Genomic DNA, 24868 nt, shown 5'->3' on the forward strand with positions numbered 1-24868 from the left:
GTCTTGCAACACACCGGGCGGTCCACCGGCGGGCGGCGGTCGCCGCGCCGCCGGACAGGCCGCCGGAAACGCCCCGGGCCTCAGGCGAGGCCCGCCTCCTTCATCTGGCGCAGCTCCTTCTTCAACTCGCCCACCTCGTCACGCAGCCGGGCGGCGACCTCGAACTGCAGGTCGGCGGCGGCGGCCCGCATGCGGTCGGTCATCTCCTCGATGATTCCGGCCAGTTCGGCCGCGGGGCGGTCGCTGACCACCGCACCGGCCGAGGTGCCCTTGGCCTTCGCGCCGCCCTTGGCCGCCTTGGCGCCGAGCGTCGGCACCGGCGTCTTGGCCTCCTTGCCCTGCCGGTAGCCGGTGCCGAGGAGCTGCTCGGTGTCGATCTCCTCGCGGGCGATGGTGGCGACGATGTCGTTGATCTTCTTGCGCAGCGGCTGCGGGTCGAGGCCGCGCTCGGTGTTGTACGCGATCTGCTTCTCGCGGCGGCGGTTCGTCTCGTCGATGGCCTGCGCCATCGCCGGGGTGACCTTGTCGGCGTACATATGGACCTGGCCGGAGACGTTTCGGGCGGCGCGGCCGATGGTCTGGATGAGCGAGGTGCCCGAGCGCAGGAAGCCCTGTTTGTCGGCGTCGAGGATGGCCACGAGGGAGACCTCGGGGAGGTCGAGGCCCTCACGCAGCAGGTTGATGCCGACCAGGACGTCGTACTCACCGGAGCGCAGCTCGCGGAGCAGCTCGATGCGGCGCAGGGTGTCGACGTCGCTGTGGAGATACCTGACCTGGATGCCGAGCTCCAGGAAGTAGTCGGTGAGGTCCTCCGACATCTTCTTGGTGAGCGTGGTGACCAGGACCCGCTCGTCGCGCTCGGTGCGCTTGCGGATCTCGTGCACCAGGTCGTCGATCTGGCCCTCGGTCGGCTTGACGACGATCTCGGGGTCGACCAGGCCGGTGGGGCGGATGATCTGCTCGACGAAGCCGTCGCCGCGCGAGAGCTCGTACTTGCCCGGGGTGGCGGAGAGGTAGACGGTCTGGTCGATCCGCTTCAGGAACTCCTCCCATTTCAGCGGGCGGTTGTCCATGGCGGACGGCAGCCGGAAGCCGTGGTCGACGAGCGTCCGCTTGCGGGAGGCGTCGCCCTCGTACATCGCGCCGATCTGCGGCACGGTGACGTGCGACTCGTCGAGGACGAGCAGGAAGTCCTCGGGGAAGTAGTCGAGGAGGGTGTTGGGGGCGGTGCCGGGGGCCCGCTCGTCGAAGTGCATCGAGTAGTTCTCGATGCCGGAGCAGCTGCCGATCTGGTGGAGCATCTCGATGTCGTACGTGGTGCGCATCCGCAGCCGCTGGGCCTCCAGCATCTTGCCCTGCTTCTCCAGCTCGGCCAGGCGGGCTTCGAGCTCCTCCTCGATGCCCCGGACGGCCTTCTGGAGCCGCTCCGGCCCGGCCACGTAATGGCTGGCGGGGAAGACGTGCAGGGACCGGTCCTCGCTGATGACCTCGCCGGTCAGCGGGTGGAGCGTGGAGAGGGCCTCGATCTCGTCGCCGAACATCTCGATGCGGACGGCGAGCTCCTCGTAGACCGGGAAGATCTCGATGGTGTCGCCGCGCACCCGGAAGGTGCCGCGGGTGAAGGCGAGGTCGTTGCGCGTGTACTGCATCTCCACGAACCGGCGCAGCAGCTGGTCGCGGTCGATCTCCTCGCCGACCTTGAGCTGGACCATGCGGTCCACGTACTCCTGGGGCGTACCCAGGCCGTAGATGCAGGAGACGGAGGCGACCACGACGACGTCGCGCCGGGTGAGCAGCGAGTTGGTCGCGGAGTGGCGCAGCCGCTCGACCTCCTCGTTGATCGAGGAGTCCTTCTCGATGTAGGTGTCCGACTGCGGGACGTACGCCTCGGGCTGGTAGTAGTCGTAGTACGAGACGAAATACTCCACCGCGTTGTTCGGCAGGAGCTCGCGGAACTCGTTGGCCAGCTGGGCGGCGAGCGTCTTGTTCGGCGCCATCACCAGGGTGGGGCGCTGCAGCTTCTCGATCATCCAGGCGGTGGTCGCCGACTTGCCGGTGCCGGTCGCGCCGAGCAGGACGACATCCTTCTCACCTGCGCGGATACGCCGGTCCAGCTCGGCGATGGCCGCCGGCTGGTCGCCGCTGGGCTGGTAGGGACTGACGACCTCGAAGGGCGCCACCGAACGTTCGATCTTGGAAACGGGCCGCATGCAACCACCGTACGGCCCCCCACTGACAACGGCCTCGGATCGGCGCGACGAGGACCGTCCGGTGGCCTCGCGCGGGTGCGGCGGAGGCGCTCAGTCCGCTGTGAGGTGGTCGGAGGTGAGGCCGGGCGCGGTCGGGTGCAGCTGTACCCCGAGCGCGGCCATCCCGGTGTAGTGCATCCCGGTCACCGCGACGGCCATCATGGCACCCGCGCCCAGGCCGGAGAGGAGGACGCGGGTGGAGAGGGCGGCGCGGAGCGCGGCCGTGGCGGCGGTCGCGGCGATCAGGACCGAGAGGACGACGAGCGGCGTCTCGTACGTGAAGTGCCCCCGGAAGCGGATGCCCGCCATGCCCAGGTAGTGCGTGGAGGCGATGCCGAGGCCGGTGAGGGTGCCGCCGGTGATCAGCGCCATGCGGGTCGCGCCCCGGTACCCGACAATGAAGAGGCCGACGCCGGCCATCACGACGGCCACGGCCAGACCGGCGAGGATGTGGGGCTTGTCGTGGGAGAGCGGTGCCTCCACGACGGTGAAGCCCGTCATCGCCACGTAGTGCATGGTCCAGATCCCGGAGCCGATGGACAGCGCACCGAGCGCCAGCCGGCCGGCCTTGAAGGAGCGCGCCGTGCGGGGAGACCTGATGGTGAAGCGGAGCCCCAGAGCGGCTCCCAGGCAAGCCACGAGGAAGGCCAGGACCGGGATCACCGGGCCATGGGTGAATCCGTCAACCGTTCCCTGCACTCCGGCACGCCCTTCGAGAAAGCCCGGGTTCGATGGGGGTCTCCCAGGGCCCGACAGGCATATGTAGGGAACACATTTTATCGGCACGGGACGGTGCTCCCGGCCGTCCGGTGTGTTCCCCGTGCCACTCCGGTGGCTCCTTTTCCCTGGTCGCTCCCGTGGCTCTCTCCCCTGGTCACCGCGGTGGCTCTCTCCTGGTCACCGCGGCGGCACGGATCCCGTGATTCCGTTCACTCCGCGGCCATCGCCGCCCCGCCCGGCGTTGGTGGGCCGCTGTCAGTCTCGTCGTGTCCGCACACTCCGATACGAGGAGTCCACGTGTCCGTACGCACCGCAACCGCCTCCACCGCCGCGGCCGTACTCGGCGCCGGCGCCCTGCTGCTGCCCGCCGCCCAGCCGCAGGAGACGGCGACCACCCTGACCTCCGACCGTCGGACGAGCCCGGTCGTCGTGGCCCACCGGGGCGCGTCGGGCTACGCGCCGGAGAACACGCTCGCCGCGGCGGACGCCGCGAAGGCGCTTGGGATCGAGTGGGTGGAGAACGACGTCCACCGCACCAGGGACGGTGTGCTGGTCGTCCTGCACGACACCGACCTGAAGCGCACGACGAACGCCGAAGAGGTCTTCCCCGACCGTGCGCCCTGGGCGGTCAAGGACTTCACCGCCGCGGAGATCGCGAAGCTCGACGCGGGCAGCTGGTTCGGGAAGCAGTTCGCCGGAGCCGGGGTGCCGACGCTCACCCAGTTCGTGAACCGTCTGGAGCGCAACCGGCAGAAGCTGCTCCTGGAGATCAAGAGCCCGGCCTCCTACCCGGGGATCGAGCGGGACATCCTGCGCGTGCTGCGCCAGGAGGGGTGGCTGGACCGCTCGCACGTACGGGACCGGCTGGTCATCCAGAGCTTCGGTGCCGACAGCGTCAAGAAGGTGCACGCCCTGCGCCCCGACATCACCACCGGCTTCCTGGGCACCCCGCCGGTGGCCGACCTTCCCGGGTACGCGGCGTTCACCGACCAGATCAACCCCTCGCACACGACGATCGACGCCGACTACGTGGCGGCCGTCCAGCGGTTCAAGGGCCCGCACGGCAAGCGACTGCGGGTCAACACGTGGACGGTCAACGACGCGGCGAACGCGGCCAAGGTCCACGCCTACGGCGTGGACGGCATCATCACCAACTATCCCGACGTGGTGCGGGACGCGACGCGCTGACGCGGCGGAGGCGGGCGCCGGGCCCGGCGGCGGAGACCGACGGGCCCGGCGGCGGAGACCGACGGGCCCGGCGGCGGAGACCGACGGGCCCGGCGGCGGAGACCGACGGGCCCGGCGTTGTCAGTGGCCGGTCGTACCGTGGACGGCATGAACAGCTACGGGTCCGGAGAGCCGGCCGTCGAGTGGTCCGTCGTGGAGAGCGCGATCGGGCCGCTGCTGCTCGCCGCGACCTCCGCCGGCCTGGTGAGCGTGGCCTTCCACGCCCGTCCCGACGTGCGGGACGCGGCGCTCTCCCAGCTGCGGACCCGGCTCGGCTCCGAGCCGGTGGAGGCGCCCGGCTCGGAGCGGCTCGCCGAGCCGATACGCAGGCTCGCGGCCTACTTCGCGGGCGAGCGGCAGGACTTCGGCCTGGCGCTGGACTGGTCGCTGACGGCCGGTTTCCACCGCGAGGTGCTCCGCGAGCTGGAGTCCGGAGTGCCGTACGGGACGGTCGTCGGGTACGGGGAGCTGGCCGCGCGGGTCGGCCGGCCGGAGGGCGCACAGGCGGTGGGGGCCGCGATGGGGTCGAACCCGTTGCCGGTGGTGGTGCCGTGCCACCGGGTGGTGGAGAGCGACGGCGGCCTCGGCGGGTTCGGGGGCGGGCTGGAGACGAAGCGGCAGCTGCTGGCGCTGGAGGGGGTGCTCCCGCAGCCGCTGTTCTAGAGCCCGCTGCTCCAGGGCCTGCTGCTTCAGGGCCCGCTGTTCCGGCGCATCGGCCGCCGGTTCACTCGTACGGGTGCAACACGCCGTTCATCTGATGGCACACTGCGCCGGTGACACCATCGCTCCCCCGTTCCGCCGCACCCCCGCTCACCGCCGCCGAACTGCCCGCACTCCAGCGCCGGACGTCGGCCGTGCTCGTCGTCAGCCAGATACTCGGCGGCCTCGGTGTGGCCATCGGCATCGCGCTGGCCCCGATGCTGGCCACCGAGGTGACCGGCTCCGAGGCCCTTTCCGGGCTGGCCCCGACCGCGTCCGTCGCCGGTACGGCGCTGCTGTCGCTGCCACTGGCCGCCCTGATGACCTCGCGCGGCCGGCGCCCCGGTCTGGTGCTCGCCTATCTGATCGGCGCGCTCGGCGGCGCTCTGGTGGTCCTCGGCACGGTGGTGCGCAGCTTCCCGTTGCTGCTGCTCGGGATGGCCGCGTTCGGCGCCGGGTCCTCCGCCAACCTCCAGGCCCGGTTCGCGGCGGCCGACCTGGTCGGGCCGGAGCGGCGGGGCCGGGCGATCTCCACCGTCGTCTGGGCCACCACCATCGGCTCGGTGGTGGGCCCCAACATCGCGGCCCCGGCGGGCCGGGTGTTCCGCGGCGGTCCGGTGCCCGAGACCGCGGGCCCCTACCTCTGGTCGGCCGTCGCCTTCCTCCTCGCCGGAGTGACCGTGGCCGTACTGCTGCGCCCGGACCCGCTCCTCACGGCCCGCGCCCTGGCCCCGCAGAGCCCGCAAGGAGTGCGGAAGCGGTCCCTGCGCGCCGGGGTGGCGGCCGTCCGCGAGTCGCCGATGGCCAAGCTGGCGCTCGGGACCGTCACCGTGTCGCACACCGCGATGGTGTCGATCATGGTCATGACCCCGGTCCACCTGGGCGGGCACGGCGCCGGTCTCCAGCTGATCGGGCTGGTCATCAGCGGCCACATCGCGGGCATGTACGCGTTCTCGCCGGTGATGGGATGGCTGGCCGACCGGTTCGGCCGGCTCTCGGTGATCGGCCTCGCGGTCGGTCTGCTCAGCTGCGCCGCACTGCTCGCGGGCACCGCCGGGCCCCGGCACGGCCAGACCGCGCTGGGCCTGTTCGTGCTCGGCCTCGGCTGGTCTGCGGGCATGATCGCCGGTTCGGCACTGCTCACCGACTCCGTACCGCAGGACGACCGGGCCGCCGTCCAGGGCCTGTCGGACCTGACCATGAACGCGGCGGCGGGCATCGGCGGAGCGACGGCCGGAGTGATCGTCGCCCAGTGGGGGTACGGCCCGCTGAACGCGGTCGGCGCCGCCCTGCTGCTGCCGGTGGCCGCGCTCGCGCTGCGCCGGAGCGTGAAACCGCCCGCCGCCGGAGCCTGAAGCCGTCCCGCCACGGAAGCCTGAAGCCGCCCGCCACGGGAGCCTGGACCACCCGAGCCTCAGAGGCTGATGTGGTACGCCTTGCGGAGTGTCTCGTGGACCGTCCACGTCGTCCGGTCACCTTCCCGCAGGACACAGGCGTCCCCCGGGCCGATCTCCAGCGTCGCGCCGCCTTCCACCGCCACGGTCGCCCGCCCGCTGACGACGACGAACAGCTCGTTCGCCTCGGTGTCGGTGACCACGCCCGGCGTGATCTGCCAGATCCCCCGGATCTGCGTGCCGTCGGCCGACTCCCACAGCACCTTGCCCGTCACCACGGGCTCGCCCGAGACGATCTGGGCCGGATCCAGCGGCTCCGGTTCGAGCTCGGCGTCCGGGATGTGTACGGCGAAGGAGGCGGGGGCCTGGTCGTTTGTCGTCATGGCCGGTCACCTTAGCGACCACTTCCGGCCGACCCGTCACCAGGACCGGCCGGAACCCGCCTCTCCATGGTTTGCGGCCCTCCCGCCCGCGACAGGGATGGGGACATGCCACAGAACAGCGATACCTCGTACGAGCCGGTCCTCTCCGCCGAGGTACGGGCGGCGCTGGCCGGCGGACTGCCCATCGTGGCCCTGGAGTCGACGATCATCGCGCACGGGCTGCCACGCCCGCGCAACCTCAAGGTGGCCGTCGAGCTGGAAGGGATCCTCCGGTCCGCCGGCGCTGTCCCGGCCACCATCGCCGTCCTGGACGGGCAGGCCCATGTGGGTCTGGAGAAGGACCAGTTGGAGCGGGTGGCCGCCGACCCGGAGGTCCGGAAGCTGGGCCACCGCGATCTCGCGCCCGCCCTCGCACTCGGGGCGAGCGGAGCGACGACGGTCTCCGCGACGGGGTTCCTCGCTGCACGGGCGGGCCTGCGCTTCTTCGCCACCGGCGGACTCGGAGGCGTACACCGTGAGTGGGCCGACAGCCAGGACGAGTCCGCCGACCTGCGGCTGCTCGCCCGCACCGGAATCACGGTGGTCTGCGCGGGCGTGAAGTCGATCCTCGACGTCCCCGCGACGCTCCAGCGGCTGGAGACCCTGGGCGTGGGCATCCTCGGCTACGGCACCGGCCACTTCCCCGGCTTCTATCTGAGCAGCTCCGGCCGGCCCGTCGACTGGACCGTGCACAGCCCCGAGGAGGTGGTGGAGGTGGTCCGGGCGAAGGAGGCGCTGGGCGGCCCGGAAGCCGCGCTGATCGTCGCCAATCCCGTACCGGAAGCGGACCAGTTGGATCCGGCGCTGCACGACCGGGTGCTCGCCGAGGCGCTCGCCGCGTGCCGGGAGCGCGGGATCTCCGGGCAGGGCGTCACGCCGTTCCTGCTGGCGGAGCTGATGCGGCGGACCGAGGGCGCGTCGCTGGAGGCGAACCTGGCGGCGGTACGCGGGAACGTGCGGCTCGCGGCACGCATCGCAGCAGCCGCAGCGGCGGCGGCGGCCGTACGGTGACCGACGCCGACCCGGCGGCGGGGCGCGGGCTCCTGGTGGTCGGTGAGGTGGTCACCGATGTCGTGGCGAGGCACGGCTCGCCTCTCGTCCACGGCACGGACACCTCCGCCCACATTCTGAGCGTGCCGGGTGGCGCGGGCGCCAACGTGGCCTGCTGGGCAGTGCGTTCGGGCTGCCGGGATGTGGCGCTGGTGGCGCGGGCCGGCACGGAGTCCGCCGGCTGGCACCGGGAGGCGCTGGAGCGGGCCGGGGTGCGGGCGCTGCTGGCGGTGGACGACGAGGTGGCGACCGCGACCGTCATCGCGCTGGTGGACGCCGCCGCCGAGCGGACGTTCCTCACCGACAGCGGGGCCGTACTGCGCCTGGCCACCGAGGACTTCGCGCCGTCGATGCTGGACGACGTGGGGCGGCTGCACCTCTCCGGCTATCTCCTGTTCGCCGCGGCGAGCCGGGCCACGGCGCTGCTCGCTCTGCGTACGGCCGTGGAACGAGGCGTTCCGGTGAGCGTGGATCCGGCGTCGGCGGGATTCCTCGCCGAGCTGGGACCGAAGCGGTTCCTGGAGCTCGCGGAGGGGGCCGAGCTGCTGCTGCCGAACGCGGACGAGGCCCGGCTGCTGACCGGACTGCCCGAACCGGAGGAAGCGGCGGCCGAGTTGAGCCGTACGTTCCCCCGGGTCGCCGTCACTTTGGGCGGGCGGGGTGCGGTGGTGGCCGCCGGGGGTGTGGTGACGGGGCGGGTCCTGGCCCGGCCGGTCCGGGAGCCGGTCGACTCGACGGGCGCGGGCGACGCGTTCACCGGCGGGTTCCTCGCGGCTCTGCTGGCCGGGGCCGACGACGAGGCAGCGGCGGCGGAGGGCTGCCGGGCCGGGGCCGAGGCGGTGACCACGGTGGGCGGCCGCCCGCCCCTGCCCTAGAGACCCAGCCCCGACCACGCCGGATGGCCCGGGTCGTCCGCGCGCACGACCACGTCCGCCGCGTCGACCGGCGCCACCTCCTCCTCGTACCGCGCGAAAGCCGGCAGCGTCCACCGCGCCGCCTCCGCCGTACGCCGCCGCAACGCGCCCGGTGAGAGCCGCACATGGACACTCAGCGCGAACGGGAACCAGTGGCCGAGCAGCAGCGGCCCGTGCACGATCACCACGCCGCCCTCCGGCAGTTGGTGGTACGGCGTGCGCGTGGCCCGGTCCGTCACCGGGTCCCACAGATCGGGCAGCACCCGCCCGGTACCGCCCGCCTCCAGCGGCCCGAACACCTCGCGCCAGAGCGCGCCCGTGTCGAACCAGCTGTCGGCGTACGCGTCCGGGTCCTCCTTCCCGTACTCGAACCGCAGGCTCGCCGGGCGCAGGAAGCCCTCGGTGGAGACCACGAGCACCGAACGGCCGCGCAGCCGCAGCTCATCGGCGAGGCGTTCCGCCAGGTCACCGGTGCCGGCGGCCGGGGCGCCGTCGATGCCGAGGGCGAGCCAGGGTGATCCGTCGGCGGCGGAGAGGCCGTCGCCGTGCCGGGCCAGCTCGCCGGCCAGCCGCTCCCAGGTGATCGCTTCGAGTCGCACCCCTCCATCATCCCTGGTGCCGCTCACCCGCCCCGCAGCTCGGCGGCGAGCGGTCCATCCCCCGTCACCTCGATCCGCCCGTCCTTGACCGCCTCCGCGAACGTGACCTCGCCGCGTCCCAGCTCCAGGCACAGCTCCGCGTCCAGGGTGATGCGGGCGTCGGGCCGCGGAGCCGGACCGAACCCGTACGGCTCGACCGCCGCACCCACTCCCGTACGGACGTGGAACTCGCCCTCGTCCAGCCGCACTTCGAGCACGCCTTCCTGGGTCAGCCCGACCAGTGCGCGCAGCAGCGGCAGGGCGAACCAGTGGGCGCGTACGGCGTCGGTGGGGCGGCGTTCGGTGAGGGCCGGGGCTCCCCACTCGGCGAGGGCGGCGAGGACCGGGAGCAGGCCGTGGCCGCGTTCGGTCAGCTCGTAGACCGAGGCGGCGGCGGGGGGCGGGAGTCTGCGGCGTACGGCGAGGCCGCCCTGTTCCATGTCCTTGAGGCGGGAGGCCAGGACGTCGGTGGAGACGCCCGGCAGGTCGGCGTGGAGGTCGGTGTAGCGGCGGGGTCCGGCGAGCAGTTCGCGGACGATCAGCAGCGTCCACCGGTCGCCGACGGAGTCGAGGGCGCGGGCGGAGGCGCAGAACTGGTCGTAGCTCCGGCGTCTGACGGGGCGTGCGGCGGCGGGCTGCTGACGTGGCATGCGACGCAGTCTAGACATGTTGTTGGACTTTCCAAGCTCACACTTGGTAAAACCAAGTATCGCAGTTCGGCTCGGGGAGGCACCGCATGGAGTTCCGGCAGTCCAGCAAGCTCAACGAGGTCTGTTACGAGATCCGGGGCCCGGTCATCGAGCACGCCAACGCCCTGGAGGAGGCGGGCCACAGCGTGCTCCGGCTCAACACGGGCAACCCGGCACTCTTCGGCTTCGAGGCGCCGGAGGAGATCGTCCAGGACATGATCCGGATGCTGCCCCAGGCCCACGGCTACACCGATTCGCGCGGCATCCTCTCCGCGCGGCGGGCGGTGGCGCAGCGCTACCAGGCCATGGGGCTGACCGAGGTCGGCGTGGACGACATCTTCCTCGGCAACGGGGTCTCCGAGCTGATCTCGATGGCCGTACAGGCGCTGCTGGAGGACGGCGACGAAGTACTGATCCCGGCTCCCGACTTCCCGCTCTGGACCGCCGTCACCACCCTCGCGGGCGGCAAGGCCGTGCACTACATCTGCGACGAGGAGTCCGACTGGAACCCGGACCTCGCCGACATGGCCTCGAAGATCACCGACCGCACCAAGGCCGTCGTGATCATCAACCCGAACAACCCCACCGGCGCGGTGTATCCGCGCGAGATCCTGGAGGGCATCCTCGATCTCGCGCGTCGGCACGGGCTGATGGTGTTCGCCGACGAGATCTACGACCAGATCCTGTACGACGGCGCCGAGCACCACAGCGCGGCCGTCCTCGCCCCGGACCTGGTCTGCCTCACCTTCAGCGGGCTCTCGAAGACGTACCGGGTGGCCGGGTTCCGCTCCGGCTGGATGGTGGTCTCCGGTCCGCAGCAGCACGCGCGCAACTATCTGGAGGGCCTCACCATGCTGGCCTCCATGCGCCTGTGCCCCAACGCGCCCGCGCAGTACGCCATCCAGGCCGCGCTCGGCGGACGGCAGTCCATCCGGGAGCTGGTGGCGCCGGGCGGCAGGCTGCACGAGCAGCGCGACCGGGCCTGGGAGCGGCTGAACGAGATCCCCGGCGTCTCGTGCGTGAAGCCGAAGGGCGCGCTGTACGCGTTCCCGCGCATCGACCCCAAGGTGCACCCCATCGTCGACGACGAGAAGTTCGTCCTGGACCTGCTGCTGCGCGAGAAGATCCAGGTGGTGCAGGGCACGGGCTTCAGCTGGCCGCGCCCGGACCACTTCCGCATCCTGACCCTTCCGTACGCTGATGATCTCGACGCGGCGATCAGCCGCATCGGCCGCTTCCTGAACGGATACCGCCAGTGACGTGTGCTCTCTGCTCCCTCCCCGTCCACACGCAGTTCGCCACGGCCGAGTTGGTCGGGCCGATCGTGGAGGGCGGGCTGGATCCGGCCGAGGACCCGGGCTGGGCTGAGTCGGGCGCGGGTTCGCGCGAGGAGTACGCGCGGTGGGCAGGTCATCTGTGCGGTATGACCTGCCTGCGCATGGCGCTCGGCGCCGACGCGCCCTCGCTCTTCGAACTGCGCGAGGGAGCGCTGAAGTACGGGGCGTACACGGAGGACGCGGAGGGTGTGATCCGGGGCCTGGTCTACGCGCCCTTCGCGGAGTACGTCAGCGAGGTGTACGGGCGCGAGGCCACGGTCCACCGGCACCTGGAGGTGGACGAGATCCCTGAGCTGCTGGACGCGGGCCGGACGGTGCTGACCTCCGTCCACTACGGGATCCGGCATCCGGAGCGGCCGGCTCCGGGACGCGGCGGGCATCTGGTGCTGGTGACCGCGCGGACGGCCGACGGAACCGGCCTCCACTTCCACAACCCGTCGGGGACGGACGCCGGGACGCGGGCGGCCGTACTGCCGGCGGCGGAGTTCGAGCGCTTCTTCGCGGGGCGGGGCGTGTCGCTCGGAGCAGCAGAGGTACCGGGAACGGGAGCGGGCCCGGAGGCGTAGCCGGCCTCCGGGCCCTGAGAGTGCCGCCCATCTTGCACGCCGGCGCGTTTAAGGGTCCGGGTCAGTCATGATGTCGTCGCGTCCTGCCTTTGGACCACCGCAGATCGGAGCTCTGCGGGCCGGACTTGAACCGGCATCTCGACGCGCGCGGGCCCGGGCCCGTTCGATCCGGCGATCGGCGGCGAATGCTGAGTCTGGAGCAAGAGTCTGAGATTGACGGCGGTCTGCCTCTGCCTGCTTGGGCTACTCCGGCCCGTGCCGGAGGGAGGAGTCGAACCTCCACTGGAACCGCGCCTTCACGACAAGCTTCAGTTTCAGCTTGCGCTCCTCGCGCACCCCGGTCACCGTCATCGGCGGCCGGGGAATCCATGGTCGGTCACCCGAGGGGATGACCGAGGCCGGTCACCCGAAGAGGTAACCGAATACCGCATCACCCACCCGCTGGTCGGTGACCTCGACGCCGTTGGCCTCCTCGCGGGCGAACTTCACGGCCTGCTGGAGCTTCTCGACCCGGTCCAGCAGCTCGTTGACGCGCCGCGCGGGCAGTGCGCCGGAGAACTTGACCGTCGTCCAGTAACCGATCGGGATGTCCTCGTAGTACACCTCGACCTGCGCCGGGTGCTTCTCGGTGGCCTCCGCCTTCACATGGTTGCGGGGCACCTTCTTCGTCCGGAGCGTGCGGACCGGCTCGGTCTTCCAGGAGTCGGTGGACGGGTCCTGCACCCAGGCCTCGGCGGCGTCCAGCACCGGCAGCTTGCGGATGAAGGTGTTGAGGTCGGTGAGCTGCTTCTCCAGGAAGAGCAGGTACGACACCGGCACTTCGGCCACCAGCACCCGGCCGTCGACCTTCACGTCGGCCCGGGCCGAGCAGTTCGCCCAGTCCTTCGTGGCGGTCACATCGAAGAGCCGGGTGAGGGTGCTCGCGGTGTCCCGCAGCACGTCCTCGGCCTTGACCTGGACCAGCGTCGACTCGGGCGGAAGCTGCTCGCCCTCCTCGTCCTTGGGCTGGTAGGTCCGGGAGATCCCGGCCAGCAGTCCGGCCTTCTGCAGGCCGTGGTGGGCCGCCGTCAGGTCCTGGTGCGCCTTGGACTTGACGCCCTTCTCCACTGCGATGATCTGATTGAGTTTCGCCACGTCGAGGACGGTAACAGCGTCAACTGGGCTGTGGCCAAAGGTTTTGTCGTCCGTAGGTGTCATCTGACGTACGACGGGTCGATGTCGTCCGGGGCCGTGGTGTCCGTGTCGCCGGCCAGCAGTCCTTCGAGGGCGGCGACCGGGTCGGGGTCGGGTGTGGCGCGGGGCCACCAGTCCTCGGTGCCGGGGTCGGACTCGTAGCCGTACCAGCGGGCGTCGTGGCCGAAGCGGAGCTGGAGCGTGCCGGCCGGGTGGGTGAGGTGGTTGCGCCAGGGCGTGAAGCGCGGGAACTCGGCGGCGGCCAGCAGCGGCCTGGCCCGGTCAAAGGGGCCGGCCGGCGGGTCCCAGGGCTCCTCCAGGACCGCGAGGCCCTCGGCCCCGCCCTGCCGCCAGGCGGCCACCGCGCGGGCCAGGTCGGTGGTGTTGCGGCCGGTGGCGTGGGCCAGCTCCCGGTAGAGCGCGCGGGTGGTGGCGGTGAGCCCGGCGGTCGGACGGGAGGCGGCGATCCGGACCGCGTCCTGCCAGGCGGTGAGCCCGGCCAGCGGATCACCGCCGGTCGTCAGGAGCGCGTGGGCGCGGGCGGCGGCATCGGTGGCGAGGTGGTCCAGGCCCAGCGGATCGCGTGCGCCCGGCAGGTCCGGGTAGGACGGCGGCTGACCCGGATTCGGCGGTACGGGAAGGGGCGCCGGGAGCGGCGGCAGGTAGCGGTCCGCGAGCGCTTCCGCCGCCGGGACCGAGGGGACGGCCGGGGCGGCGGGGCGCTCGCGGGCGGTGTGGACGGCGTTGCGGCGGCCCAGCTCGTCCAGCAGCTCGCGCTCGCCCCGGCCCCGCATCAGCAGCAGGACGAACGGATCGCTGTCGAGCAGCCGTGCGCTCTGGTAACAGAGGGCGGCGACATGCTTGCAGGGCCGGCCGTGGTCGGGGCACGTACAGCTCGGGTCCAGGTCGTTGCCACCGGGCAGCAGCCGGACGTCGGCCTCCCGCGCGGTGTCGGCGAGGGAGTGCGGCATCTCCTTGGCCAGCAGCGCGGAGAGGTGGCCGGGGTGGGCGGCGACCGCGTCGAGCAAGGTGTCCCAGCCGGTGTCGGTGAAGGTGCGCAGGCGCAGCTCGGCGCGGTAGGGACGGGCGCGGCTGCCGTGCACATAGGCGACGACGCGACCGGGGGTGACGGTGATCGCGGCGACCTTGCCCTCGTCGGCGTACGCACGGCCGCGGGCGAGCCGGGCCCCGTCCATCGACAGCGACTCCAGCGCGGCCACCCAGGCGCGGCCCCACCAGCTGTCCGCGAAGGGCTCGCCCTCCGGGGAGGTGCGGGCGGGCACCGCTTCGAAAGTGCGGCGCAGGTCGTCGGGGCCGGGGCGGGCGCGGGGGGCCGATCTCCGGGCGGCCGGGCCGGTGGTCGGGCGCGGGCTCATGCGGGCCTCCGCGATGACGGGCTCATGCGGGCCTCCGCAGGGAGACGAGGTCGGCCAGGTCGCGGTCGCTCAGCTCGGTGAGGGCGGTCTCGCCCGTGGAGAGGACCGCGTTGGCGAGGGCGCGCTTGGACTCCAGCAGCTCGGCGATCCGGTCCTCCACCGTGCCCTCGGCGATGAGCCGGTGGACCTGCACGGGCTGGGTCTGGCCGATGCGGTACGCGCGGTCGGTGGCCTGCTCCTCCACGGCCGGGTTCCACCAGCGGTCGTAGTGGATGACGTGCGCGGCGCGGGTGAGGTTGAGCCCGGTGCCGGCGGCCTTGAGGGAGAGCAGGAAGACGGGGACCTCGCCGGACTGGAAGCGGTCCACCATCCGCTCCCGCTCGGCCACCGGCGTACCGCCGTGCAGGAGTTGGGAGGGGATGGCGCGGGAGGCGAGGTGCGCGGAGAGGAGCTTGGCCATGGTCACGTACTGCGTGAAGATCAGGACCGAGCTGTCCTCGGAGAGGATCGTGTCCAGCAGCTCGTCCAGCAGGGCGAGCTTGCCGGAGCGGCCGGTGAGCCGGGTGGGCTCCTCCTTCAGATACTGCGCCGGGTGGTTGCACACCTGCTTGAGCGAGGCCAGCAGCTTCATGACCAGGCCGCGGCGGGCGATGCCTTCGGCCGCCTCGATCTGCGCCATCGTCTCGCGCACCGCCGCCTCGTAGAGCGTGGCCTGCTCGCGGGTGAGGGAGACGGGGTGGTCGGTCTCGGTCTTGGGCGGCAGCTCGGGGGCGATGCCGGGGTCGGACTTCTTGCGGCGGAGGAGGAAGGGGCGGACCAGCCGGGAGAGCCGCTCGACGGCCTCCTCGTTGCCGAGGCCGGCGGCCGTGCCGGTGTTCTCCACGATCCGGGCGTGCCGGGCTCGGAACGCCTTGAGCGGGCCGAGCAGTCCGGGGGTCGTCCAGTCGAGCAGGGCCCACAGCTCGGAGAGGTTGTTCTCCACCGGGGTGCCGGTCAGGGCGACCCTGGCCGGGGCCGGGATGGTGCGCAGGGCCTTGGCGGTGGAGGAGTGCGGGTTCTTGACGTGCTGGGCCTCGTCGGCGACGACCAGACCCCAGGTGTGCGCGGCGAGTTGAGGTGCGCTGGAGCGCATGGTGCCGTACGTGGTGAGGACGAAGCCGCCGTCCATCTCGCCGAGGGTGCGGTCGGTGCCGTGGAAGCGGCGGACCGGGATGCCGGGGGCGAAGCGGTGGATCTCCCGGTGCCAGTTGCCGAGGAGGGAGGCCGGGCAGATGACCAGGGTGGGGGCCTTCCGCGCGCGGTGGAGGTGGAGGGCGATGAGGGTGATCGTCTTGCCGAGGCCCATGTCGTCGGCGAGGCAGCCGCCGAGCCCGAGCGAGGTCATCCGGTCCAGCCAGGCCAGACCGCGCAGTTGGTAGTCGCGCAGGGTGGCGCCGAGGCCTGGCGGCGGTGCGATCACCACGTCGTCGGCGAGGATCCGCGCACGGAGCGCGGCGAGGGCCCCGACCGGGACGGCCTCGACCTGTTCCCCGTCCACCTCGGCGCTGCCGGTGAGGGCGACGGCCAGCGCGTCCACCGGGTCCAGCAGTCCCAGCTCCCGCTTGCGCGCCTTGCGGACGAGGTTCGGATCGACGACCACCCACTGGTCGCGCAGCCGCACCACCGGGCGGTGGGCCTCGGCGAGGGTGTCCATCTCGGCCTCGGTGAGCCGCTCGTCGCCCAGGGACAACTGCCAGTTGAAGGCGAAGAGCTGCTCGGCGTCGAAGAACGAGGTGCCGTCGGTGGCCGATCCGGGCGCGGGCCGCACGACGGCGGCCGCGGTGAGCGAACGGGCCAGCTCGCGGGGCCAGTGGACATGGACCCCGGCCGCCGCCAGCCGGGCTCCCGCGTCGCTCAGCAGCTCGTACAGCTCGTCCTCGGTGATCGCGAGCACATCGGGCACGTGCTGGTCCAGCAGCCGCTCCAGCGGTCCCCAGACCCGGGCGGCCCGGCGCAGCGCGAGCACCGCGTCGACCCGGGCGCGCGGCCCGAACGGCTCGCCCGCCAGCCCGTTCCAGAGGGCGGCCGCGTCGACCACGTACGTCGGGTCGGCGAGGCTGTGCACCTGGACGACGGCCGCGGCGGCGTGGCGGAGCGCCGGGTCGTCCGGGTGCGCCGGGGCGCTCTCGTCGCCCCCCTCTCCGGAGGCCGTGACGGCGTAGGTGTCGGCGGTGTCGAACAGCTCGTAGGCGGAGAGGTCGAGCCGGAGCGAGACCCGCACCCCCGCGTCCAGGCCGGAGGCCACCTCGACGGCCCAGGCGGCGGAGTGGGGCAGGTGCTGCGGCTCCCGGGCGGCGAAGGGCGCGCCCATCGCGAAAGCGGCGGCCGGGGTGCGCGGGAGCGTGTCGGCGACCGCGTCCAGGAAGGACCCGATCAGCGCCTCCGGGTCGGGGAGCCGGGGCGGGTCCTGCTCCGGGAGCGGCGTCGCGTACCCCTCGTACGGCATCGCCGCCGCGGTGGCCCGCAGGTGGGCGACGTCCTCGGCGTCCCGTGGGCCCGCACGCCAGGCGTCGTGGCCGTCCGCCGTGAGTCCGGGCAGGAGCCTGCCGCGCGCGACCAGGTGGAGAGCGTGCAGTGCGGCCGCGCCCCAGCAGCGGGTGGCGGGATGCGCGGACGTCTGGTGGCGGGCGCGGACGAGCACGGGGAGCGCGTCGGCCACGGAGAGCAGCGCGGCGGGCACCTCGGCGCTCCGGATACCGGGGGGTGGCGCGGCCCCGTCCCGCCGGAGGACGGTGAGCTGGTCCGGGCTGTACGGCACGGCGTCGGCCGGGGCCCGGTCGTCGGCGTGGGCCCCGTCCGCGTAGGCGAAGGAGGACCCGCCAGGCGCCTCCGCGTGCGGGTCCCAGAAGGCGATCCGGCCCTCGCGCGGAACCGGGCCCGGCAGGAAGACCGCCGCACAGCGCAGCAGGCGGCCGACGTCCGCGGTGCGCGGCCCGCCGCCGCGCGGGTCGCGCGGGTCCTCCGCCGTCATTCCGGCCACCCCCTCCCACCTGCTCCCGGCTGCTCCGACGAGTCAGTCGGTCAGCACGGTTCATGCTGACTCTGCGAGTCTAGGCGGGAGGTCTGACAACGCTTCTCGCGGTCACGTCATCGCAGCTCAGAGCCGTATGCGGCGCTCCTGCGGCCGATCCGGAACCGGTCACACCCAGTGATGGACGAGCGGCTCCCGGTCCGGGGTCGGGGTGCGCTCCCCCGTCCCGGCCCTCGCCCGGTCGGCCGCGCACCGGATGCCGGGGCGGTGGGGAGCGGGCAGGGTGGCCAGCGCCAGCACGTCTTCCCGGCGTACCGATGAGGGCCGGAGACGTACCGAACGAGCCGGACGAGCACCGGACGAGCAGACGAGGACCCGCCCATGTCCGTGACCGCGCCCGATCCCCGCCGACGCCGTCTCGGCGCCGTCGCCGCCGCCTCGCTCCTCGCCCTCACCGTCTCGGGCTGCTCCGGTCTCGGCCGCACCGCGGTCGGCCCGGTGACCTACCACACCGACCGCGAGGCGGTGGTGCAGGTGAACAGCCCCTCCGTGCGCGGCTGCCACCGGCTGGCGCCCGCCGGAGCCCGCGAGCTGGAGAACGGCACGCTGGTCGACATCGTCCTCTACCCGACCCGCGACTGCTCCGGGCAGGGCACGGCGTACGTGGCGACCCGGTTCAGCGACGTGGCTCCCGAGAGCGGCCCGCCGTGGCGCAGCTACACCTTCGTGCACTGAGCGATCCACCCGGCCGGGACCGGAGAAGGATCAACGGTCCGCGCCGGGGCATCGGTTCCCGCCGCAGGGCTCACGGGTCCATGCTGGAGGGGAGGTGATGGCCATGCGTACCGGCAGTGAGCCCGCGACCGCCCGCAGTCCGCTGCGGATGCGGCTCTGGCTGAGTATCTGGGGGACGTTCTGGGCGCTCTTCGGCCTGGTGGCGTTCTTGCTGGTCGGGCGGGTGGGCTGGGCGGCGGCCTGCGCGGTGCTCCTGGCCCTCACGCTCCTGGACCTCTGCGTGGTCACGTACCGCATGCGCCAGGGAGCGCACTTCCAGCCGGGCCGGGACGTGCCGCCGTACGAACCCGACCGCGCCGGGCGTCCTCGGTGGCGGAGGCCGGACCCCGGGGACCGTACGAAACCGCCGTGACGGCCCCGGGACCTCCGCGTCGGGCCCGGCCTCCGGCGCTCACTCGTCCGCGTCGAACCTGGCCGCCTTCATGTACTCCGGCTTCGGGTCCAGCGCCGCCGCGAGCCGGAAGTGCCGCGTCGCCGCCTCCGGGCGGCCCGCCCGCTCGAAGGTGCGGGCCAGTGCGTAGTGGGCGAACGCGTTGTCCGGCTCGCGCTCCAGCACCAGCTCGAACTCCAGCTCGGCCGGGCGCAGTTGGGCGGCGGCGAAGAAGGCGCGGGCCCGGAGCAGCCGGGCGGCGGTGTTCTCCGGGTGGGCGGCGATCACCGAGTCGAGCAGTTTGACCGCGCCCCGGGGGTCCCGGGCGTCGAGCAGTTGCTCGGCCGCGCGGAAGTCGATGACATGGGTTTCCGGGTTGCTCTCGGGCACGGTCGCATCCTTCCCTTCGCTCCCGGGTTTCCAACGTCCACCCGGGAGCGGGTATTCCGGTACGGCGATCAGCGCGTGGCGGCGGCCCTGCGGAGCAGCTCCTCCCACACTCCGCGGACCTGCGGCTCCAGCGCCTCCAGCGGCCCGTCGTTGTCCACGGTCAGATCGGCGACGGCGAGGCGTTCCTCGCGGGTCGCCTGGGCGGCCATCCGGGCGCGGGCGTCGGACTCGGTCATTCCGCGTACGTTCACCAGCCGGTCCAGCTGGGTGTCGGGCGAGGCGTCCACGACGACGACCAGGTCGTAGAAGGGTGCGAGGCCGTTCTCGGCCAGCAGCGGTACGTCGTGGATGACGACGGCGTCCGCACCCGCCTCCCGCTCCAGCTCGGCGGAGCGGGCGCCGACCAGCGGGTGGACGATCGCGTTGAGCGCCGCGCGGCGGTCCGGGTCGGCGAAGACGATGCGGCCGAGCGCCGGGCGGTCCAGCGTGCCGTCGGCCGCCAGGATGTCCGGCCCGAACTCCTCGACCACGGCCGCGAGCCCGGGGGTGCCGGGCTCGACGACCTCGCGCGAGATCCGGTCGGAGTCGATCAGGACGGCACCGTACGCGACGAGTCGCCGTGACACTTCGCTCTTGCCGGCGCCGATCCCGCCGGTCAGGCCCACTTTCAGCATGGGCCGCAGCCTACGGGCCCCGCCGGGACGCCCGACCGCCGCCCTCCCGGTCGCAGGCGGCCCGGCAGCTCAGCCGTCGCCCTCCCGCTCCGCGAGGAAGCGCTCGAACTCGCGGCCGATCTCGTCGGCGGACGGCAGGTCGACCGGTTCGGCGACCAGGTTGCCGCGGGTCTCGGAGCCGGCGACCGCGTCGTACTGGTGCTCAAGGCCTTCGACGAGCGAGACCAGCTCCTCGTCGCCCTGGCCGATCTGCCGGTCGATCTCGGTCTGTGTGCGGTGCGCCTCGGTGCGCAGGGAGTGCGCGAGGGCGGGCAGGACCAGGCCGGTCGCGGCGGTGATGGCCTCCAGCGCGGTCAGGGCCGCGTCCGGGTAGGCGGAGCGGGCCACGTAGTGCGGGACGTGGGTGGCGACTCCGAGGACGTCGTGGCCGGACTCCATCAGCCGGTACTCGACGAGGGACTCCGCCGAACCCGGGACCTGCGCCTCGTCGAAGGGGCTGCGGTGGCCCGGCATCAGGTCGGTGCGGTTGCCGTGCGGCGTGATGCCGACGGGCCGCGTGTGCGGGACACCCATCGGGATGCCGTGGAAGTTGACCGTGAGGCGGACGCCGAGGCGCTCGACGATCTCCTCGACGGCGGCGGCGAACCGCTCCCACTCCACGTCCGGCTCCGGGCCCGACAGCAGCAGGAAGGGCGCTCCGGTGGCGTCCTGGACGACCCGGACCTCCAGGGTCGGGGCCTCGAAGGAGGTCCAGCGGTCGCGCCGGAAGGTCAGCAGGGGCCGGCGGGCGCGGTAGTCGACGAGCCGGTCGTGGTCGAAGCGGGCCACGACCTGGTGGGGCAGCGTTTCGAGCAGGCCCTCGACGATCTGCTGGCCGGTCTCGCCCGCGTCGATGTATCCGTCGAAGTGGTAGAGCATGACCAGGCCGGCCGACTCCTGGGCCAGCGCCATGTCGACGACGGCCAGGCCCTTCGGCTCCCATTCGTACAGACTCTGCGGATCAGGCACGGTTACCGCTCCTCCTCGTGTTCCCTGGGAAGAACACGGCCGGCCGCATGAGCATTCCCCGCGACCGCACTTTCCGGCAACGGAGCTTCACGGCGCGTCAGTTGCCGGTCGGGGCCGGGAAGTTATTGGTCCAGACCTTGACGGGCCCGATCGCCGTCCCTACCGTCACTGGGCGACACGTTCAGAGATGCGGCCTCCATTCACGTACAGGAATGTGCAGGAATGTACGGGACGCCCCTGGACCCCCCTCCGACGGGAAGGCCTCCCCCATGCGCCCCCGCACTCCCCTCACCGCCCTGCTCGCCGCCGTCCTCGCCACCGGTGGGCTGCTCCTGACCGGTGCCGGGCCCGCGCACGCGGCCGTCATCGACGTGTCCACGGCGGCCCAGCTGAAGTCGGCGCTCACCACCGTCTCCCCCGGCGACACGATCCGGCTCGCCGACGGCACGTACACCGGCAACTTCAAGGCCACCCGGCCCGGCACCTCCGGCGCCCGGATCATCCTCACCGGCTCCAGCAGAGCCGTCCTGACAGCGGGCGGCGGCTACGGGCTGCACCTGAACGGCGCCTCGTACTGGACGGTCCACGGGGTCACGATCAAGGGCGGGCAGAAAGGGATCATGGCCGACGCGGCGAACGGCGTCGTCATCGACTCGGTGACCGTCCACGACCTCGACATGGAGGGCGTCCACTTCCGCAAGTCCTCGCGCGACGGCGTACTGAAGAACTCCCGCATCTACGACATCGGGCAGAACGGGCGCGGCATGGGCGAGGGCGTGTACGTCGGGACGGCGAACGACCTCTCCGACCGGAGCGACAACGCACAGATCCTGAACAACACGATCGGGCCGGATGTCCGCGGCGAGAACGTCGACATCAAGGAAGGCACCACCGGCGCCCGCATCATCGGCAACACCTTCGACGGCAACGGGCTCACCGGGGCCAACTACGACGACTCCTGGGTCGACGTGAAGGGCAACAACGTCCTGGTGGAGGGCAACCGGGGCTCCCGTACCACCAACAACGGCTACGAGACCCACACCCAGCGGAGCGGCTGGGGCTGCGGCACCGTCTTCCGCGACAACACCTCGAACCTGACCGGCGCCACCGGCGACCGGCAGCTGGCCATCAACGTCACCAACAACAGCGCCACCTGCCGCACCACGGTCCACGCGAGCAACACCGTCACCGGCGGCAAGGGCCTGACCAACATCACCGTCACCCCGTAGACGTCTCCTTACGCGAGTGAGGCCCGCCCCCCGAAGGGAACGGGCCTCACACTTACCGCTCTACAGCTTTACCGCAGCCGATGAGCCGTCGGGATCCGGAGCGTCAGCTCTGGCCGCCCGCCAGCTTCTCGCGCAGGGCAGCGAGGGCCTCGTCCGACGCCAGGGCGCCGGAGTTGTCCGCCGACTCCGAGGAGTACGAACCGCCACCGGAGCCACCCGAGGCGGCCGGAGCGGCGCCGGCCGGGGCGGCAGCACCCTCGGCAGCGGCGGCCTCGTCGGCCTCGCGGGACTTGATGACCTGGGCCTGGTGCTGCTCGAAGCGCTGCTGCGCCTCGGCGTACTGCGTCTCCCAGACCTCACGCTGCGACTCGAAGCCCTCGAGCCAGTCGTTGGTCTCGGGGTCGAAGCCCTCGGGGTAGATGTAGTTGCCCTGGTCGTCGTAGGACGCGGCCATGCCGTACAGGGTCGGGTCGAACTCGACCGAGGCCGGGTCGCCACCGAAGGACTCGTTGGCCTGCTTCAGCGAGAGGCTGATGCGGCGGCGCTCGAGGTCGATGTCGATGACCTTGACGAAGATCTCGTCGTTGACCTGGACGACCTGCTCCGGGATCTCCACGTGGCGCTCGGCCAGCTCGGAGATGTGGACCAGACCCTCGATGCCCTCGTCGACGCGGACGAACGCACCGAACGGAACGAGCTTGGTGACCTTACCCGGGACGACCTGACCGATCTGGTGCGTCCGGGCGAACTGCTGCCACGGGTCTTCCTGCGTCGCCTTGAGCGACAGGGAGACGCGCTCGCGGTCCATGTCGACGTCGAGGACCTCGACGGTGACTTCCTGGCCGACCTCGACAACCTCGGAGGGGTGGTCGATGTGCTTCCAGGAGAGCTCGGAGACGTGCACGAGACCGTCGACGCCACCCAGGTCCACGAAGGCACCGAAGTTGACGATCGAGGAGACGACGCCGGAGCGGACCTGACCCTTCTGGAGGGTGGTGAGGAACGTCTGGCGCACCTCGGACTGGGTCTGCTCGAGCCAGGCACGGCGGGACAGGACCACGTTGTTGCGGTTCTTGTCCAGCTCGATGATCTTCGCCTCGAGCTCCTTGCCCACGTAGGGCTGGAGGTCGCGGACACGACGCATCTCGACGAGCGACGCCGGGAGGAAGCCGCGGAGGCCGATGTCGAGGATGAGACCACCCTTGACGACCTCGATGACGGTACCGGTGACGATGCCGTCCTCTTCCTTGATCTTCTCGATGGTGCCCCAGGCACGCTCGTACTGAGCGCGCTTCTTCGAGAGGATCAGGCGGCCTTCCTTGTCCTCCTTCTGGAGAACCAGGGCCTCGATCTCGTCGCCGACCTTGACGACCTCGTTCGGGTCGACGTCGTGCTTGATCGAGAGCTCACGGCTCGGGATGACACCTTCGGTCTTGTAACCGATGTCGAGGAGAACCTCGTCCCGGTCAACCTTGACGATGACACCGTCAACGATGTCGCCGTCGTTGAAGTACTTGATCGTCTCGTCGATCGCCGCGAGGAACGCGTCCGCGTCGCCGATGTCGTTGACCGCAACCTGCGGAGTGGTGGCGGTGGTCTCGGTGCTGCTCGTCATGTGGGAAAGGGCTCCGGTACGGACAGAGAGTCGTAGGTACTGCTACGCCGAAAGCCCGTATCGCCTCTGCAGAAGCCGGACAGCCTGGAAAGCACGCAATCCGTTTCCGGAGAGACGCTCTCGACAACCGAGGGGACATGCAACAGACGCGAGCGCGGCCTGCTAGGTCTGAGGCGCGCAGGCTCGCAGCGCAACTTGTAGCATACGGGGGCAGCCGGACAGGGTCAATGCGCGCAGGCGCGAACCGAGGGGCACCACGGCCCCGTACCGGCTCTGTACCGGCTCTGTACCGGAGCAACTCCTGTTCTCCGAGGCGCGTTCGGGCCGATCGACCCGTACACAATACGGCAGTGCGGCAAGGCGTCGCGCACACACGTGTCCACCCGGTACCACCTCTGGTCCGTACCGCGTGCGGCGAGTGAAGGCAAACTACAACGACGGGCACGATGAGCCAAGAGATCCACGGGACCTACACAGAGGAACCCGCAGAACCCGAAGCGACCCGCCGCGCGGCGGACGAGGCCGAGAGCAGCCGGGCCAGCCGCGGCTGGTGGGACCGGAACGCCGACGAGTACCAGCTGGACCACGGCGGCTTCCTCGGCGACGACCGCTTCGTCTGGGGCCCTGAGGGGCTCGACGAGGCGGAGGCCGGCCTGCTGGGGCCCGCCGCCTCCCTCAAGGGGCTCGATGTCCTGGAGATCGGCGCGGGGGCCGCACAGTGCTCGCGCTGGCTGGCCGGACAGGGCGCCCGGCCGGTGGCGCTCGACCTCTCCCACCGCCAGCTCCAGCACGCGCTGCGCATCGGCGAGGGGATGCCGCTGGTCGAGGCGGACGCGGGCCGGCTGCCGTTCCGGGACGCCTCCTTCGACCTGGCCTGTTCCGCGTACGGGGCGGTGCCCTTCGTCGCCGAACCCGTACAGGTCTTCCGCGAGGTGCACCGGGTACTGCGGCCCGGCGGGCGCTGGGTCTTCTCCGTGACGCACCCGATCCGCTGGGCGTTCCCGGACGAGCCGGGGCCCGAAGGCCTCTCCGTCGCCGCCTCCTACTTCGACCGCGTCCCCTACGTCGAGCAGGACGAGGCCGGCAACGCCGTCTACGTGGAACACCACCGCACGCTCGGCGACCGGGTGCGGGACGTGGTGGCGGGCGGGTTCCGGCTGGTCGACCTCGTCGAGCCGGAATGGCCCGAGTGGAACGACCAGGAGTGGGGCGGCTGGTCGCCTCTCCGGGGCAACCTGATCCCGGGCACGGCGATCTTCGTGTGCGAGCGGGACTGAGGTTCTTCGTGTGCGGGCGGCACTGAGGTTCTTCGTGTGCGGGCGG

At 72.0% G+C, this 24868-nt stretch carries 23 protein-coding genes and 1 pseudogene; 11 read left to right on the forward strand and 13 right to left on the reverse strand.

Going from position 1 to position 24868, the window contains the following annotated elements; genetic code table 11:
* Positions 1 to 80 precede the first annotated feature (80 nt).
* Positions 81 to 2210, reverse strand: a complete 2130-nt coding sequence (uvrB, locus tag ACQP09_RS06270; protein WP_433396609.1) for an excinuclease ABC subunit UvrB — start codon at positions 2208 to 2210, stop codon at positions 81 to 83.
* A 93-nt stretch (positions 2211 to 2303) separates the two neighbouring features.
* Positions 2304 to 2948, reverse strand: a pseudogene (locus ACQP09_RS06275) (MHYT domain-containing protein); the annotation flags it as partial.
* A gap of 318 nt (positions 2949 to 3266) precedes the next feature.
* On the opposite strand from ACQP09_RS06275, the gene ACQP09_RS06280 reads away from it, so the two are divergent.
* From ACQP09_RS06280 to ACQP09_RS06290, 3 genes are all read left to right on the forward strand, one after another.
* Positions 3267 to 4157, forward strand: a complete 891-nt coding sequence (locus tag ACQP09_RS06280) for a glycerophosphodiester phosphodiesterase family protein (RefSeq protein ID WP_433396611.1) — start codon at positions 3267 to 3269, stop codon at positions 4155 to 4157.
* Between the two features lie 147 nt (positions 4158 to 4304).
* Complete coding sequence (locus ACQP09_RS06285; RefSeq protein WP_433396612.1) at positions 4305 to 4859, forward strand: methylated-DNA--[protein]-cysteine S-methyltransferase; 555 nt, start codon at positions 4305 to 4307, stop codon at positions 4857 to 4859.
* Positions 4860 to 5050: 191 nt separating this feature from the next.
* The gene (locus ACQP09_RS06290) at positions 5051 to 6250 is read left to right on the forward strand and encodes an MFS transporter (RefSeq protein WP_433406505.1); all 1200 of its coding nucleotides are present in this window, start codon (positions 5051 to 5053) and stop codon (positions 6248 to 6250) included.
* Positions 6251 to 6309: 59 nt separating this feature from the next.
* On the opposite strand, the gene ACQP09_RS06295 is transcribed toward ACQP09_RS06290, so the two are convergent.
* Positions 6310 to 6672 (reverse strand): cupin domain-containing protein, encoded by a 363-nt coding sequence (locus ACQP09_RS06295; protein WP_433396614.1) that lies wholly within the window; start codon positions 6670 to 6672, stop codon positions 6310 to 6312.
* Between the two features lie 105 nt (positions 6673 to 6777).
* Between ACQP09_RS06295 and ACQP09_RS06300 the strand changes: the two genes are divergently transcribed.
* Positions 6778 to 7722: a pseudouridine-5'-phosphate glycosidase gene (locus tag ACQP09_RS06300; protein WP_433396616.1), complete on the forward strand. Its 945-nt coding sequence runs from the start codon at positions 6778 to 6780 to the stop codon at positions 7720 to 7722.
* Positions 7719 to 8636: a carbohydrate kinase family protein gene (locus ACQP09_RS06305; RefSeq protein WP_433396618.1), complete on the forward strand. Its 918-nt coding sequence runs from the start codon at positions 7719 to 7721 to the stop codon at positions 8634 to 8636. Before ACQP09_RS06300 ends, ACQP09_RS06305 begins: the two co-directional genes overlap by 4 nt.
* Here the strand turns inward: ACQP09_RS06305 and ACQP09_RS06310 are convergent.
* Complete coding sequence (locus ACQP09_RS06310) at positions 8633 to 9274, reverse strand: uridine kinase (protein WP_433396620.1); 642 nt, start codon at positions 9272 to 9274, stop codon at positions 8633 to 8635. The genes ACQP09_RS06305 and ACQP09_RS06310 overlap by 4 nt on opposite strands.
* Positions 9275 to 9297: 23 nt before the next feature.
* Complete coding sequence (locus ACQP09_RS06315; protein ID WP_433396622.1) at positions 9298 to 9963, reverse strand: winged helix-turn-helix transcriptional regulator; 666 nt, start codon at positions 9961 to 9963, stop codon at positions 9298 to 9300.
* Between the two features lie 86 nt (positions 9964 to 10049).
* On the opposite strand from ACQP09_RS06315, the gene ACQP09_RS06320 reads away from it, so the two are divergent.
* Both ACQP09_RS06320 and ACQP09_RS06325 read left to right on the forward strand, forming a co-directional pair.
* Entirely contained in the window at positions 10050 to 11261 is a 1212-nt protein-coding gene (locus ACQP09_RS06320) for a pyridoxal phosphate-dependent aminotransferase (protein WP_433396623.1), read from the forward strand.
* Positions 11258 to 11905, forward strand: a complete 648-nt coding sequence (locus ACQP09_RS06325; RefSeq protein WP_433396625.1) for a peptidase — start codon at positions 11258 to 11260, stop codon at positions 11903 to 11905. Before ACQP09_RS06320 ends, ACQP09_RS06325 begins: the two co-directional genes overlap by 4 nt.
* Positions 11906 to 12307: 402 nt before the next feature.
* Here the strand turns inward: ACQP09_RS06325 and ACQP09_RS06330 are convergent, their stop codons facing one another.
* The 4 genes from ACQP09_RS06330 to ACQP09_RS06345 all read right to left on the reverse strand — a co-directional run bounded on the left by ACQP09_RS06330 (position 12308) and on the right by ACQP09_RS06345 (position 17764).
* Complete coding sequence (locus tag ACQP09_RS06330) at positions 12308 to 13039, reverse strand: hypothetical protein (protein WP_404070019.1); 732 nt, start codon at positions 13037 to 13039, stop codon at positions 12308 to 12310.
* A 59-nt stretch (positions 13040 to 13098) separates the two neighbouring features.
* Positions 13099 to 14454: an SWIM zinc finger family protein gene (locus ACQP09_RS06335; protein WP_433396627.1), complete on the reverse strand. Its 1356-nt coding sequence runs from the start codon at positions 14452 to 14454 to the stop codon at positions 13099 to 13101.
* Between the two features lie 22 nt (positions 14455 to 14476).
* Positions 14477 to 17464: an SNF2-related protein gene (locus tag ACQP09_RS06340; RefSeq protein WP_433406506.1), complete on the reverse strand. Its 2988-nt coding sequence runs from the start codon at positions 17462 to 17464 to the stop codon at positions 14477 to 14479.
* Positions 17465 to 17632: 168 nt separating this feature from the next.
* Complete coding sequence (locus ACQP09_RS06345; protein ID WP_433396629.1) at positions 17633 to 17764, reverse strand: hypothetical protein; 132 nt, start codon at positions 17762 to 17764, stop codon at positions 17633 to 17635.
* Between the two features lie 81 nt (positions 17765 to 17845).
* On the opposite strand from ACQP09_RS06345, the gene ACQP09_RS06350 reads away from it, so the two are divergent.
* Both ACQP09_RS06350 and ACQP09_RS06355 read left to right on the forward strand, forming a co-directional pair.
* Positions 17846 to 18199: a hypothetical protein gene (locus ACQP09_RS06350; protein ID WP_432150833.1), complete on the forward strand. Its 354-nt coding sequence runs from the start codon at positions 17846 to 17848 to the stop codon at positions 18197 to 18199.
* Positions 18200 to 18302: 103 nt separating this feature from the next.
* Positions 18303 to 18611: a DUF6343 family protein gene (locus ACQP09_RS06355; protein ID WP_433396631.1), complete on the forward strand. Its 309-nt coding sequence runs from the start codon at positions 18303 to 18305 to the stop codon at positions 18609 to 18611.
* A 39-nt stretch (positions 18612 to 18650) separates the two neighbouring features.
* Here ACQP09_RS06355 and ACQP09_RS06360 read toward each other — a convergent pair whose 3' ends face one another.
* The 3 genes from ACQP09_RS06360 to ACQP09_RS06370 form a co-directional block, all read right to left on the reverse strand.
* Positions 18651 to 19019, reverse strand: coding sequence for a tetratricopeptide repeat protein (locus ACQP09_RS06360; RefSeq protein ID WP_433396633.1), 369 nt, complete (start codon positions 19017 to 19019; stop codon positions 18651 to 18653).
* 68 nt (positions 19020 to 19087) lie between these two features.
* Positions 19088 to 19693 carry a dephospho-CoA kinase gene (gene coaE, locus ACQP09_RS06365; protein WP_433396634.1) on the reverse strand — a complete coding sequence of 202 codons (606 nt, stop codon included), beginning with the start codon at positions 19691 to 19693 and terminating at the stop codon, positions 19088 to 19090.
* Positions 19694 to 19762: 69 nt separating this feature from the next.
* Positions 19763 to 20701: a PAC2 family protein gene (locus ACQP09_RS06370; RefSeq protein ID WP_432150829.1), complete on the reverse strand. Its 939-nt coding sequence runs from the start codon at positions 20699 to 20701 to the stop codon at positions 19763 to 19765.
* 269 nt (positions 20702 to 20970) lie between these two features.
* Between ACQP09_RS06370 and ACQP09_RS06375 the strand changes: the two genes are divergently transcribed.
* Positions 20971 to 21930 carry a right-handed parallel beta-helix repeat-containing protein gene (locus tag ACQP09_RS06375; RefSeq protein WP_433396635.1) on the forward strand — a complete coding sequence of 320 codons (960 nt, stop codon included), beginning with the start codon at positions 20971 to 20973 and terminating at the stop codon, positions 21928 to 21930.
* Positions 21931 to 22033: 103 nt separating this feature from the next.
* Here ACQP09_RS06375 and rpsA read toward each other — a convergent pair whose 3' ends face one another.
* A complete protein-coding gene (gene rpsA / locus ACQP09_RS06380; RefSeq protein ID WP_018488074.1) occupies positions 22034 to 23545 on the reverse strand; it encodes a 30S ribosomal protein S1 in 1512 nt (503 codons plus the stop codon).
* A 446-nt stretch (positions 23546 to 23991) separates the two neighbouring features.
* Between rpsA and ACQP09_RS06385 the strand changes: the two genes are divergently transcribed.
* Positions 23992 to 24822, forward strand: coding sequence for a class I SAM-dependent methyltransferase (locus tag ACQP09_RS06385; protein ID WP_433396637.1), 831 nt, complete (start codon positions 23992 to 23994; stop codon positions 24820 to 24822).
* Positions 24823 to 24868 lie beyond the last annotated feature (46 nt).

The sequence above is a fragment of the Streptomyces sp. CA-146814 genome, from assembly GCF_050942385.1.
GTDB lineage: Bacteria > Actinomycetota > Actinomycetes > Streptomycetales > Streptomycetaceae > Streptomyces.